The organism is Streptomyces atroolivaceus (assembly GCF_000717025.1).
Taxonomy (GTDB): Bacteria; Actinomycetota; Actinomycetes; order Streptomycetales; family Streptomycetaceae; genus Streptomyces; species Streptomyces atroolivaceus.
The window spans coordinates 165,823-179,223 of sequence record NZ_JNXG01000013.1 but is presented as its reverse complement, the minus strand read 5'-3'; the positions used below and the strand labels follow the sequence as shown (position 1 = coordinate 179,223).

The window sequence follows — 13,401 nt, the reverse complement described above, 5'->3', positions numbered from 1 at the left end:
TTCGTTCACGCGGTGTGAGCGAGAAGAACCAAGACCGAAGAAGAGCCGCGCGTGACCGGCTCGTCCAGCAGCGTGAGCAGGACCGGGCGCGGGACCGCCGCCGCCGCACGCTGATCGTCTCGACCGCCGTGGTGGGAGTGCTGGCGCTCGCCGCCGTGATCGGCGTGATCGCCGCCAACGCCGGCAAGAGCGGGAAGGACGGCGAAGCGGGGCCCGCCGTCACCCCGTCCGGCGCGATGGGGGAGGACGGACTCGCCCTCCAGGTCGGAGCCGACGACGCGCCGTCCACGCTCACGATCTGGGAGGACTTCCGCTGCCCGGTCTGTGCCCAGTTCGAGAACGCCTTCCGCGACACGATCACGGAGCTCACGGACAGCGGACAGCTCAAGGTGGAGTACCACCTGGCCACGATCATCGACGGCAATCTCGGCGGCAGCGGGTCGCTGCGCGCGGCCAACGCGGCCGCCTGCGCCCAGGACGTCGGCAAGTTCGCCCCGTACCACGACGTCCTCTACCGCAATCAGCCCGCGGAGACCGACGACGCCTTCGGCGACAACGCCAAGCTGATCGAGCTGGCCGGCAAGGTGGACGGCCTGGACACCCCCGCCTTCCGCAGCTGTGTGGAGGACGGCACGCACGACGGCTGGGTCGAGAAGTCCAACAAGGCCTTCACCGAGGGCGGGTTCGAGGGCACGCCGACCGCGCTGCTCAACGGCGAGTCGGTCTTCCCGAAGAAGGGGGACGAGCAGATCTCCGTGGCCAACCTCAAGAAGTGGGTCGAAGAGGCGAACAAGGGCAAGAAACCGGGCACCGTCGGGGCCACGCCGTAGGCCGGGAGGGCGTCCCGGCGGATACTCCGCCGGGGGTCCCGTTATCCAGAAGTTGCCGGACGGCTTGCCGTACGTCCCGTCCGGCAGGGTAGCGTCGACCTCGTCATGAACCTTGCCTTCATTCCCAGCCCGTCGACCGGGGTGATCGAGCTCGGCCCGATCCCGCTCCGCGGCTACGCGTTCTGCATCATCATCGGTGTCTTCGTCGCCGTCTGGTTCGGCAACAAGCGCTGGATCGCCAGAGGCGGCAAAGCCGGCACCGTCGCCGACATCGCCGTCTGGGCCGTGCCCTTCGGCCTGGTCGGCGGCAGGCTCTACCACGTGATCACCGACTACCAGCTGTACTTCAGCGACGGTGAGAACTGGGTGGACGCCTTCAAGATCTGGGAGGGCGGCCTCGGGATCTGGGGCGCGATCGCGCTCGGCGCGGTCGGTGCCTGGATCGGCTGCCGCCGCCGTGGGATCCCGCTTCCCGCCTGGGCGGACGCGCTGGCCCCCGGCATCGCCCTCGCCCAGGCGATCGGCCGCTGGGGCAACTGGTTCAACCAGGAGCTGTACGGCAAGCCGACGGACGTGCCCTGGGCGCTGAAGATCAGCGAGGGCGCGAACCGGGTCGAGGGCACCTACCACCCGACGTTCCTGTACGAGTCGCTGTGGTGCGTCGGCGTCGCGCTCCTGGTCGTCTGGGCGGACCGCCGCTTCAAGCTCGGACACGGCCGGGCCTTCGCGCTGTACGTCGCGGCGTACTGCGCGGGACGCGCCTGGATCGAGTACCTGCGTGTCGACGAGGCGCACCACGTGCTGGGCCTCCGGCTCAACGTGTGGACCGCGATCATCGTGTTCGCGCTCGCCGTGACGTACATCGTGATCTCGGCGAGGACGCGCCCCGGCCGCGAGGAGATCGTCGAGCCGGCCGCGGTGGACCTCACCAAGGACGGCGAGAAGGCCGCCGACGCCTCCTCCGGCGCAGGCTCCTCCCCGGCCGCCGACGCCTCCTCCGGCGCGGGCTCCTCCCCGGACGCCGACGCCGATGATCCCGAGTCGCAGGCGACGGGGTCGGAGGCCGGCGAAACTCCGCAGAAGGCCGACAGGAGCTGACGCTCCGCAGACCGCCGAAGGGGCCGCCGGACCGTAGAGGTCCGGCGGCCCCTTCGCGCATGCCACGGCCTCAACGCCGCCGCGCCAGCGAGAGTGTCCGTTCCGCGGTCGCGACCACCGCGGCGTCGACGAACCTCCCGTCCGGCAGGGCCTGCGCCCCCGCCTCGGTCCGGGACGCCTCCAGGATCTGTTCCGCCGCCTCGACCTCGCGCGCCGTGGGCCGGAACGCCCGCTCGATGACCGGCAGCTGGCGGGGATGGATCGCCGTCCGTCCGAGCAGACCGAGGTCCCTCCCGTGCGCACAGGACGACCGCAGCCCGGACAGGTCCCGGACATCGGGGTACACCGACATCACGGGCGGGTCGAGACCGGCGGCCCGTGCGGCGGTCACCACACGGCTGCGCGGCCAGTCGAGACCGGGATCGCCCTGGACCCCCAGGTCCGCCCGGAGATCCGCCTCGCCCAGTGCGACCCCCCGTACGGCGTGATGTGCCCCGGCGATCGAGTACGCGTGCTCGATGGCCAGTGCGGACTCCAGCAGCGGATACAGCGGTACGCCCGGCGCAAGAGCCGCGACATGGTGCACGGACGCCGCGTGTGTGATCTTGGGAAGCCGCATCCCGGCCAGCCCCGGCAGCCCCGCCAGTGCCTTCACGTCGTCCTCGCCGTGCACCCGGACATGGACCGGCACGGACAGCGGGTCCACCGTGACCGGATCCGAGAGGAGCTCCGCCGTCGCCTTCCGCGCGTACTCCTTGCGGTCCGGGGCGACCGCGTCCTCCAGGTCGACGATCACCACGTCCGCGCCCGAGCCGAGCGCCTTGCGCACCACCCCGGGACGGTCCCCGGGAACGTACAGCCAGGTCAGCGCCACCTCCGGGCTGCTCACAGCGTGCCCTCGTCCCGCAGCTCCGCGATCGCCGGCGCGGAGAGGCCGGCCTCCGCCAGGATCTCGTCCGTGTCCGCTCCGTGCGGCCGGCCGGCCCAGCGGACCGCCCCCGGGGTCTCCGAGAGCCGGAACAGCACGTTCTGCATCCGCAGCGGTCCCAGCTCCGGATCGTCGACCTCGGTGATCGTGCCCAGCGCCCGGTACTGGGGATCCTCCATCACATCCCGCACGTCGTGGATCGGCGCGATCGCCGCCTCGGCCTTCTCGAACGCGTCCACCGCCTCCTCCCGGGTGCGCCGCGCGATCCAGTGGCCCACCGCCTCGTCGAGTTCGTCCGCGTGCTCGGCGCGTGTGCTCCCCGCGGAGAACCACGGCTCCTCGATCAGTTCCGGGCGCCCCACCAGTCGCATCACGCGTTCCGCGACCGACTGGGCCGAGGTCGAGACGGCGACCCAGTGGCCGTCGGCGGTGCGGTAGGTGTTGCGCGGCGCGTTGTTGCGGGAGCGGTTGCCGGTGCGCGGCTGGACGTAGCCGAGCTGGTCGTACCAGAGAGGCTGCGGCCCCAGCACGGTCAGGATCGGCTCGATGATCGCCATGTCCACGACCTGCCCGGCTCCGGTGCGGTCACGCCCGGCCAGCGCCGTCATCACCGCGTACGCCGTGGCCAGCGCCGCGATCGAATCGGCGAGCCCGAACGGCGGCAGGGTCGGCGGCCCGTCCGGCTCCCCGGTGACGGCGGCGAAGCCGCTCATCGCCTCGGCGAGCGTGCCGAAGCCCGGCCGGTGGGCGTACGGGCCCTTCTGCCCGAAGCCCGTGACCCTGGCCAGCACCAGCCGGGGGTTGACGGCACGCAGCTCCTCCCAGCCCAGTCCCCAGCGTTCCAGGGTGCCCGGCCGGAAGTTCTCGATGATCACGTCGGTGTCCGCGGCGAGCCGCAGCAGGACGTCCCGGCCGCCGGGGGCGGAGAGATCGAGGGTCAGTGTGCGCTTGTTCCGGCCGAGCAGCTTCCACCACAGGCCGATGCCGTCCTTGGCGGGGCCGTGACCACGCGAGGGATCGGGTTTGCGAGGGTGCTCGACCTTGATGACCTCGGCCCCGAAGTCCCCGAGCATGGTGGCCGCGAGCGGCCCGGCGAAGAGTGTGGCGAGATCCAGGACCCGCAGGCCGGCGAGCGGCGGCGTCGTCGGAGCAGCAGTCATGCCGCACCGATCTCACTGCGGTAGGGCATGGACGTCGAGGCGCCGGGTCTCTGCACACAGAGCGCCGCGGCCGAGGACGCCCAGGCCACCGCCTCGGGCACGGCCCGGCCCTCGCCGAGCGCCACGGCGAGCGTGCCGACGAAGGTGTCCCCGGCGCCCGTCGTGTCGACCGCGGTCACCTCCGGGGCCGGGAAGAGGACCGGTTCGCTGCCCCGGGCCGCGTACAGGCAGCCCTTTCGGCCGAGCGTGATCACCACCTCGGGGACCTCGCGGAGCAGGATCTGCGCCGCGGCGTGCGGTTCCTCGTAGCCGGTCAGTGCCGCCGCTTCGTGCTCGTTGGGGATCAGCAGGTCGACGGCGTCCAGCAGCCCGGACGGCAGCGGCTGCACGGGGGAGGGGGTGAGGATCGTCCTCACACCGTGGGTCTTCGCCGTGCGCGCCGCTTCGGTCACGGCGGCCATCGGGAGTTCCAGCTGCAGGAGCAGCAGGCCCGCCGCGGCGACGGCTGCCTGCCCTCCGGGGCCGAGGGCGGTCACCGAGCCGTTCGCGCCGGGGATCACCACGATCGCGTTGGCCCCCTCGTCGTCGACGACGATGTGCGCGGTGCCGCTGGGCCCCGCCACGGTGTGCAGCAGTTCCGTGTCCACGCCTGCGTGCTCCAGGTTCGTGCGGAGCAGCGAACCGTACTCGTCGGTCCCGACCGCGCCGATCATCACCACCTCCCCTCCCGCGCGGGCCGCGGCGACGGCCTGGTTCGCCCCCTTGCCGCCGGGGACGGTCCGGAACTCCCGCCCGGTGACGGTCTCCCCGCGCCCGGGTGCCCGGGCGACGTAGGCGACCAGGTCCATGTTGGTGCTTCCGAGCACCGCGATCGCTGTCATGAGCGGCGTACCTCCTGGTAGGTCAGTTCCGCGAGGGTGTCGAAGCCGACGGAGTCGAATCCGGGCACGGACGTGGCGAGGCGGTTCTTGAGCGGGGCGGTCCAGTGGTCGGGCAGTGCGGCGGCCCGCCCGGCCAGCAGCCCCGCGAGCGAGCCGGCCGTCGCACCGTTCGAGTCGGTGTCCCAGCCACCGGACACCGCGCAGCCGATGGAGCGGCCGAAGTCCCCGTCCGCGTGGGTGAGGGCGGCGGCGAGGAGCGCCGCGTTGGGCAGGACGTGCACCCAGTGGTGGGTGGATCCGTAGGTGTCGTGGAGACGGTCCACGACCGTGTCGAAGTCCCGTTCCGCGCGCGCCGCCTGGACACCCAGGCGCACCGCGCGGGCGTACCGGGAGCGGGGCGGCACCACGCGCAGCCCCGCCGCCAGGCAGCCGTGCACATCCGTCTCCCCGCCCGCCGCCTCCGCCAGGGCGGCGGCGGTGAACATCGCGCCGTAGACCCCGTTGGCCGTGTGGGTCAGGACCGCGTCCCGGTGGGCCTGTTCCGCGGCGGCGCCCGGGTCGCCGGGGTGGGTCCAGCCGTGCACGTCGGCCCGGATCTGGGCGCCGATCCACTCCCGGAACGGGTTGCGGTGACGCGCCGTGTCCGGCGGCTCGACGCCGTCGAGCAGATTGCGGTACGCGACGCGCTCGGCGGTGAAGACGCGGCCCGCCGGGAGCTCGTCGAGCCACAGCCGGGCGAGGTCGGACGTGCTGAAACCGCGTCCGTGCCTCTGGAGCAACAGCACGGTCAGCAACGCGTAGTTGAGATCGTCGTCCTCCGGCATCCCGTCGATGTTCTCCGCCAGGGAGGTGGGCGCCGAGCGGCGGTTCCAGGGGTGGGCTGCGGCCAGTTCACCGGGCAGGCCCCGGGCGGTGAACCATGTGGTGAGCGGCCAGTTGCCGGTGGCGCGGGCCAGGGCGCGGATGCCGGCCAGCGGAAGCTTCTCGACCGGTTTGCCCAGCAGGCAGCCCGCGGCCCGGCCCAGCCAGGCCGCGTGCAGACGGTCGGGCCCGAGGGTCACGGGGCGCGTGCGCGGGGCGGGCCATCGGGTGCAGGCGGCCCGGATCCCGGAGAGCCCGGTCGGCTCGTCCTCGGCCAACGGGCTCTCGATGAGCGCGAGTTCGTCCAGCAGCTGTTCGGCGAGCGCCCGCAGGCCGCGCGGCGCGGGGGGCTCCGAAGCCCCCGCACGCTCCGGGGCGGGGGCGCCGCCCGCCGCGTACCAGCGCTGTTCGACGTCCCTGACGTCCCCGACGTCCCGGCCGTCCTGTGCGGCCTGGCGCAGCTCGTGACCCACCAGGTCCTCGGGCTGGACCCAGGTCAGGCGTACGGTCACCGGCCGGGGCCCGTCAGTGCGGCGAAAGCCGCCTCGTGCGCGCGGCGCCGCTTCGTGTCCCGTACGAAGATCTCGCGGGCCACCTCCGCGAGGGCCCGCGCCGGGGCGTGCAGATCGAGGCGGCTGGCCTCGGCGACCGTCTTCACCCATGTCGCGGGGATCGCCTGTTCGCCGTGGAGCGCGCCCGCGAGCGCGCCGCTCATCGTGGCGATCGAGTCGCAGTCGCGGCCGTAGTTGACCGAGCCGAGCACCGTGTGCCGGTAGTCGCCGTCACCGACGAGCAGCATTCCGAGCGCCACCGGCAGTTCCTCGACGGAGTGCAGCCGCGAGGGCCGCCGGGCGCCGAGAGAGGGGTCGCGGTAGTGGGGCCCCACCGTGTCGAACGGGGCGACGGCGGCGCGCAACGGCACCAGCGCGGACTCGAAGTCCGTGTAGCGGGAGGCGACTTCGCACGCCGACTCGATCGCCGACCGGGTGCCGTCCTTGGCGAGCGCCAGTGCCGTCTCGACGACGGAGGCGGGGCTGGCCTCCGGGGCGCACGCGGCGGCGACGGCGGCGGCCAGGACCCCGGCCGCCTCCCTCCCGTACGAGGACTGGTGGGCGCCGGCGACGTCGAGCGCCTCCGCGTACGCCGCTTCCGGGTGGGCGGCGTTCACGAGGCCGACCGGGGCCATGTACATCGCCGCCCCGCAGTTGACGATGTTCCCCGATCCGGCCTCGCGGGGGTCGGCGTGCCCGTAGTGCAGCCGCGTGACGATCCACTTCTCGGCGAGGAAGATCCGCTGGAGGGGGAGCGCCTCGGCCTCCAGCTCCGGGATCCAGCGGGGCCGTGACATCAGGTCCGGTACGAGGTGGTCGGCGACGGCGTACGCGTCGAGGTGGCCGCGCACCTTCTCGTACACCCGGACCAGCGCATGGGTCATCAAGGTGTCGTCGGTGACGTGTCCGTCCCCCTTGTGGTACGGGGCGATGGGGCGTGCCGTGCGCCAGTCGTCGCCGTACCAGGGCCCGACGACGCCCGTCACCCGGCCGCCGTGACGCTCGGCGATCTGCTCGGGTGTCCAGCCCTCGACGGGGCCGCCGAGCGCGTCCCCGACGGCCGCGCCGACGAGGGCTCCGGTGATGCGTTCATCCAGGGTGAGCGTCGTGGTGGTGCCGGCCGCGAGCGGTTCGGATGTTTTGTGTGCCATGCCGGAATTGTCCACCCGGGGTGGCCGGTTCCGTGGCTGCCAGCTGCCCGGCGAGTTCGATGAGGTCCGTGCCGGCGAGCCGGGGCAGCGCACACCCCGCCAGCGTCCGGCAGGCCTCCCGCCAGCCCGCGGGCACGGTCGCCGCCCCGCCCAGCGCCCCGGTCAGGGTCCCCGCGAGCGCGGGCGCCGAATCGGCGACCCGGGACAGGCAGGCCGCGGCGGGGACGGCCTGGGCGAGCTCGCCCCGGGCCGCGGTCGTCAGCGCGAGGGCGACCGGCACGGTCTCGGCCGCGGCGATCCCGTAGCTGTAGACGTGGTCGACGATCTGATGCTCCAGCACGGGGACGAGGGCGAAGGCACCCGCCGCCTCGCCCGCGAACTCCCGTGCCAGCCGTACGGCGTGGACGGCGTTACGGGCGATCTCGGTGCCGTCGGGAAGCTGGTCGAGCGCGGCGTTCACCACCGTGTCGACGTCCGCCCCGGCGAGGGCCTCGGCGATCGCGGCGGCGATGGCACGTGCGCCGTGCACCCCGTCACCGTCCTGGGTGTACCGGGCGTCGAACTCGGCGAGGCCGGCCGCCGCCGCGGGGTCGCCGGGGTGCACGACCGCGAGGACGGCGGCCCGCACGCAGGCCGCGTCGTCGAAGTAGTGCGGATTGTCGTGGCCGGTGGCGGGCGGGCGCAGCCCGGCGGCCAGATTGCCGAGCCCGGCCCGTACGGAGATCCGGGCACGCAGCGGAAGGACGGCCGACTCGACCTCGGGCGCCCGGGCACTCGCGGCGGCGACCTTCGCCGCCAGCGCGTTCCACGAGCGGTCGACCGCGTCCCGCATCCGGTGGCCGGGGGAGAGGTCCGGTGCGTGGTCGGCGGCGGCGGCCAGCACGGTCCGCGCGGTGAAGGCGGCCCACTCGGCGTCGTCGGACGGGCCGAGCCGCAGCGGTTCCGGCGGCTGGTTGAGGGCGATCGGCACGGGGAGCGTCGTCGTGGCGTTCTGCTCCGCGAAGGTGTCCAGCTCCCGGGTGAGCCGCCTCGTCCACTCCGGCATCCGCGCCGCCCGGTGGCGCGCGGCGGGCCACCCGGCGGCGTCGCCGGCGGCCAGCCCGAGCAGCAGCCCCTCGATCCTGACCTGCCTGGCCGGTGCGCCCTGCTCCGCGGCGCCGCTCGGGGCCGCCGGTCCGGCGGTGATCCGGATGGCCACGTGCGGAGCGGGCTCCACCGGTACGGGCGGCGTCCCCCGTGGGGCGCGACGGGCGGCGGTCACCGCGCGTCCCGCAGGGCGCCGGAGGCCGGAGAGCCCGGTCCGGTGCGTACGGGCGTGTGCCACGGGGCGTCTGCCGGATGTGCGCCGGAGCAGGGGGCGCCGGACATCTCCGCGCGCGGGGACACGGGCACGGCGCCGGGCTCCGGGCACGGGACGGGTTCCCCGCTCCGGGCGGGCTCCCGGGCCGCCGTGTCGGGCTCCCGGTTCAGGGTGGGCGGCGCCCCGGGCTGATCCTCCCCGTCGTCCGGGGTGAGCAGCTCCGCGATGTCCAAGACGTGATAGCCCCGCATCGACGGCAGGCAACTGCCCCGCACCGGGCCGATCGCCGCCGCCCAGTCACGGGGGATGGCGGACGCCCCGTGCAGCGCGCCCGCCAGCGCGCCCGCCACGGCGGCCGTGGTGTCGGCGTCGCGGCCCATGTTCACGGCCGTGAGCACCGCCGTACGGAAGTCGCCGCGCGCCGCCGTGAGGGCGCCGAAGGCCAGGCCCACCGCCTCAGGCGCCAGGTCCGTCCACGGGTACCCGCCGATCACCACGGCGGAGCGCACCGCACGCTCCCCCGTCAGCCGGTCCGGGTACGAGCGCTGCGCGGCCGTGACCGCGCGGCGCAGCGAGCGGGCCGTCCAGGAGTCCATCGGTACGACCGAGAGTGCGGCGGCGATCACCGAGGCGAGGCCCGCCCCGACCATCGCGGCGGCCACCCCCGCCGCGACCGCCTGCCCTCCGTAGATGCCCTCCCCGTCATGGCTGACCGACCCGTCCACCGCCACCAGGCGCGCCGCCTCGGCCGGCCGGCCCGCCGCGAAGACCCCGAACGGCGCCGCCCGCATCGCGAGACCGTCGCTCCAGGCGTGCCGGTGCTGGGCCGAGATCGGGGCGGCGAGGCCGCGCCGCAGGTTCTCCAGCGTTCCGCGCTCGCTGAATCCGGCACCCCGGAAGGGGCCCTCGTCGAGATCGGCGATCCAGTGGTGCCAGGCCCGCTCGACGTGCGGGACGGTGAGCGCCGAGCCGTGCCGGGCCAGCAGGAGCCCGGAGAAGATCGCGTACTCGGTGTCGTCGGTCCCGGCAGGGTCGTCGCTGACGAAACCCTCGATGCGGCCCCAGCGGCGGCGGATCTCGGACGGACGCATGTTCTCCGCAGGTGCGCCGAGCGCGTCCCCCACCGCGAGCCCCAGCAACGCTCCCCGCGCCCGGTCACCCGTGCCCGCCACCGGACCGTCCGCCATGAGCCCCATCGTGTCGACCCTTCGCTCGCAACCGGAACAGACCGGATACGCGAGGTTTCCCCGCTCGCGCCGAGAGGAGGCGCGTATTTCGTACAAATCGGCTGCACGGGTGACGCCTCGGTGGCAGGTAAGTTCGGCCTTCCTTGCTGGCGGGAGGCCTTTTTCGTGCGTACTTTCGACGGTGCGGAGCGGAATGGAACACGGGGTCCGCTCCCGGAAAAGGGGAGAGCTGTGTCCATCATCGAGACCGACGCCGTACTGCACGAGGCCCACCGGGACAACCACACCCACCGTGACGTCAACGGCGGCTGGCTGCGGCCCGCGGTGTTCGGCGCCATGGACGGTCTCGTCTCCAACCTCGCCCTGATGACGGGCGTCGCCGGAGGGGCGGTCTCCCAGCAGACCATCGTCATCACGGGCCTGGCGGGGCTCGCCGCGGGCGCGTTCTCGATGGCCGCGGGGGAGTACACCTCCGTCGCCTCGCAGCGCGAGCTCGTCGAGGCCGAGCTCGCCGTCGAGCGGCGCGAGCTGCGCAAGCACCCCAAGGACGAGATGCGGGAGCTCGCCGCGCTCTACGAGTCCCGGGGAGTCGAACCCGCGCTCGCCCAGGAGGTCGCGCGGCAGCTCTCCAGGGACCCGGAGCAGGCTCTCGAGATACACGCCCGCGAGGAGCTGGGCATCGACCCGGGCGACCTGCCCTCGCCGCTCGTGGCCGCCGTGTCCTCCTTCGGCGCCTTCGCCCTGGGCGCCCTGCTGCCCGTCCTGCCCTACCTGCTCGGCGCCACCCAGCTGTGGCCCGCCGTGCTGCTCGCCCTGGCCGGCCTGTTCGGCTGCGGAGCGGTGGTGGCCAGGGTGACGGCGCGGACCTGGTGGTTCAGCGGACTGCGCCAGCTCGTGCTCGGCGGGACCGCCGCGGCGATCACCTACGGCCTGGGCACGCTGTTCGGCGTGGCGGTCGGCTGACGGGCTTCGGGGCGGGCGCGACCGCGGGGGAATACGGGGCATCACCGGTGGCAGCGCCGATGGGACGAAGACAGGCCCCGTGCCGGAGCCTGCCTTCGTGCAACCGCTACCGGATGCCGGCGAAGTTCTTCCAGCCGGTGCCGATCTTGACGCCGGAGCCGATGCCGCCGGCGCCGTTGCCTGCATAGCGGTACAGGTCACCGGTACTGGTGCGGCCGAGGATGTCGTCCTTGCCGTCGCCGGTGAGGTCACCGATGCCGACGAAGTCGGCCATGCCTCCCCACCCGGAACCGATCTTCGTGCCGGAGGAGATGGTGCTCCGGCCCGTGCCGTTGTAGCGGTACAGGTCGCCGTTGGCGGTGCGGGCGACAAGGTCCGCGTGCTTGTCACCGTTGAGGTCACCGGCGCCGACGATGGTCAGGCCGTTCCAACTGGTACCGATCCGGCCGGCGGGGGTGAGGACGCCGCCGCTGGTGCCCGCGAACAGGTGCAGGTCGCCGGTCGCGGTCTCGCGGGCCACCAGGTCGGGCAGGCCGTCCGAGGTGAAGTCGCCGGAGTAGGTCAGACCGTCGAAGCCCGACCAGCCGCTGTTCACCCGCAGCGACGGGGACTGGGGCGTGACGACGGTGCCCCGCGGCGGGCTGTAGCGGTGAAGAGAGCCCGTCGCGTCGGTGACCAGGGTGTCGTTCGCTCCGTCACCGTTGAGGTCGCCGAAGGGAATGAGCGTGGACGTCGTGGGCCAGGTCCCGCCGTCGGCGGTCACCGACACCCTGCCGGCCGCGTTGCCCTGGTACACGAGCAGCGAGCCGTTCGTCCCGCGTGCGTACAGGTCCGGGAAGCCGTCGTCACCCACGTGGTCCCGGTGCGCGGGCGGTGCGGCCGGCTTCGTGGCTCCCGTCGCCGTCGTCCAGACCTGCTCGATCGAGTGGTAGTCCTCCGTCAGTCCGAGCTGCTTGTTCCACACGGCCACGGCACGGCCGTCCGCGCCGGTGGCGACGGAGCCCTGCGCGTGGAGGTTGACCTGCCCCACGTGCACGGCCGGGCCCCAGGCGCCGTCGGAGCGCACCACGGCCCACAGTTCGCCGTCGAGCGTCGTCCACATGGCGGTGAGTGAGCCGTCGAGGCCCATGGCCGGGCCCCAGAGCTTGAACACCTCCGCCCCGGCAACCGTGCGGGGCTGTGACCACGTGCCGTCCAGCGCACGGGTGGCCGTCCGCAGCAGGGTGCTGTCACTGGACCACAACGCGGTCACCCGGCCGTCGGGTTCGAGCTGCGGCGGTGAGGTGGTACCCCGGTGCGTGTCTGCGGGCAGGTCTTCCGTACCACCCCATGTCGTGCTGCCGGCCGGGCGGTAGACGAGCGAGCGGGTGAGACCGGCCCCCCACCAGCTGACCAGGGACGCGCCGCCGGCAGCCACCCGCACGTCCAGTTCGAGCAGGTCGTCACCGGTCTTCAGCGCCTCGGGGGCGCTCCAGTCGGCCGAGCCCGCCGCCCGGCTCGCCACCCGCACCAGCTCCGGCCCGTCGAGGTCCGCCTGCCAGGCGACGGTCACCGCACCGTCGTCCGCCGCCGCCGCCTTCAGTGCGTAGGAATAACCGCTGCTGATCGGGACCGCCTCGGACCATGTGCCTCCCGGTGCGGCCAGGTCGGAGGCGTACAGTCCGTCTTCCTGCTGGTCCCCCCCTGGAGCCGGCTCGCCGTTCCAGACAGCGGTGAGGCGGCCGCCGGGTCCACTCACCAGTACGAGGTCGTACACGTAGGCGGCGGGTGTGAAAGGTGCGGGCGCCGTCCACGCCGCCGCTCCGGCCGTGAGCCTCGACGTGCTGTACGGGCCCGAGTCGTCCGTCCTGGCGTGCCCCCAGCCGACGGTTACCGAGCCGTCCGCCTCGGTGACCAGGTGCACGTCGCGCACGTAGTGCTGGGCGGACGCGATACGGACCGGAGCACCCCATGAGGTGGCTTCGGCCGGCCGGGTCGCCCCCCAGAGTTCCTGCGGACCGTCCGCGGTGCCACGGGTCCACACGGTCACGGCGGTGCCGTCCGGCGTCACCTTCACGCCCGGGCTGGTGTTCGCGCTGCTCGTGCTGGTCAGAGCTGTGGGCGGCCCCCACGCCCGGTCGGAGGCCGAAGCCGCCGGAGCCGTCAGGACGAGTGCTGCCGTCACACTCGCGCCGATCGCCCCGCACATCAGCACGGGTATGAGCCCCATTCCGATGATCTTGGTTCTACGCATGCGTATCCCCCCAGTCGTATGGATAAACGACCTTGAAGTTAACAGGGGGTACCGGGCCTCACCAGCGGTTTCAAGTCGCTTCGGCCGTGTGTGGACGCGGGGAGGCGGCCTTCTCGGCTTTTCCTGCCGGGCCCCCGCTGCGGCGGTTCAAGGCCCCGTCGGTGGCTCCGGGGGTGACCTGGTGTGACGTACGTCGTGGCACACGCCTCTGGGCGGATGGGGTGAGGCGGCCTTAAAATGAGACGCTATGCAGTGCTA

11 protein-coding genes are annotated in these 13,401 nt (G+C 73.4%); 3 read left to right on the top strand and 8 right to left on the bottom strand.

Annotation, left to right across the window (positions count from 1 at the left end; translation table 11 throughout):
* Positions 1–14 precede the first annotated feature (14 nt).
* Both OO67_RS23595 and lgt read left to right on the top strand, forming a co-directional pair.
* Entirely contained in the window at positions 15–830 is an 816-nt protein-coding gene (locus OO67_RS23595; protein WP_033303233.1) for a DsbA family protein, read from the top strand.
* Between the two features lie 105 nt (positions 831–935).
* On the top strand, positions 936–1,928 hold the full coding sequence (gene lgt / locus OO67_RS23590) for a prolipoprotein diacylglyceryl transferase (protein WP_033303232.1): 993 nt from the start codon (positions 936–938) through the stop codon (positions 1,926–1,928).
* Between the two features lie 70 nt (positions 1,929–1,998).
* Here the strand turns inward: lgt and OO67_RS23585 are convergent, their stop codons facing one another.
* The 7 genes from OO67_RS23585 to OO67_RS23555 form a co-directional block, all read right to left on the bottom strand.
* On the bottom strand, positions 1,999–2,817 hold the full coding sequence (locus tag OO67_RS23585) for an HpcH/HpaI aldolase/citrate lyase family protein (protein ID WP_033303230.1): 819 nt from the start codon (positions 2,815–2,817) through the stop codon (positions 1,999–2,001).
* Positions 2,814–4,016: a CaiB/BaiF CoA transferase family protein gene (locus OO67_RS23580; RefSeq protein WP_033303228.1), complete on the bottom strand. Its 1,203-nt coding sequence runs from the start codon at positions 4,014–4,016 to the stop codon at positions 2,814–2,816. Before OO67_RS23580 ends, OO67_RS23585 begins: the two co-directional genes overlap by 4 nt.
* On the bottom strand, positions 4,013–4,897 hold the full coding sequence (rbsK, locus tag OO67_RS23575; protein ID WP_033303226.1) for a ribokinase: 885 nt from the start codon (positions 4,895–4,897) through the stop codon (positions 4,013–4,015). The genes OO67_RS23580 and rbsK overlap by 4 nt, the downstream gene beginning before the upstream one ends.
* A complete protein-coding gene (locus tag OO67_RS23570) occupies positions 4,894–6,270 on the bottom strand; it encodes an ADP-ribosylglycohydrolase family protein (protein ID WP_033303225.1) in 1,377 nt (458 codons plus the stop codon). Before OO67_RS23570 ends, rbsK begins: the two co-directional genes overlap by 4 nt.
* A complete protein-coding gene (locus tag OO67_RS23565) occupies positions 6,267–7,460 on the bottom strand; it encodes an ADP-ribosylglycohydrolase family protein (protein ID WP_051709704.1) in 1,194 nt (397 codons plus the stop codon). The genes OO67_RS23570 and OO67_RS23565 overlap by 4 nt, the downstream gene beginning before the upstream one ends.
* A complete protein-coding gene (locus OO67_RS23560; protein ID WP_244300300.1) occupies positions 7,399–8,652 on the bottom strand; it encodes an ADP-ribosylglycohydrolase family protein in 1,254 nt (417 codons plus the stop codon). The genes OO67_RS23565 and OO67_RS23560 overlap by 62 nt, the downstream gene beginning before the upstream one ends.
* Positions 8,653–8,717: 65 nt before the next feature.
* Positions 8,718–9,956 carry an ADP-ribosylglycohydrolase family protein gene (locus OO67_RS23555; RefSeq protein WP_033303224.1) on the bottom strand — a complete coding sequence of 413 codons (1,239 nt, stop codon included), beginning with the start codon at positions 9,954–9,956 and terminating at the stop codon, positions 8,718–8,720.
* Between the two features lie 222 nt (positions 9,957–10,178).
* Here OO67_RS23555 and OO67_RS23550 point away from each other — a divergent pair, with 222 nt between their 5' ends.
* On the top strand, positions 10,179–10,910 hold the full coding sequence (locus tag OO67_RS23550; protein WP_033303222.1) for a VIT1/CCC1 transporter family protein: 732 nt from the start codon (positions 10,179–10,181) through the stop codon (positions 10,908–10,910).
* Between the two features lie 106 nt (positions 10,911–11,016).
* Here OO67_RS23550 and OO67_RS23545 read toward each other — a convergent pair whose 3' ends face one another.
* On the bottom strand, positions 11,017–13,143 hold the full coding sequence (locus OO67_RS23545) for an FG-GAP repeat domain-containing protein (RefSeq protein WP_106972797.1): 2,127 nt from the start codon (positions 13,141–13,143) through the stop codon (positions 11,017–11,019).
* Positions 13,144–13,401: the final 258 nt, after the last annotated feature.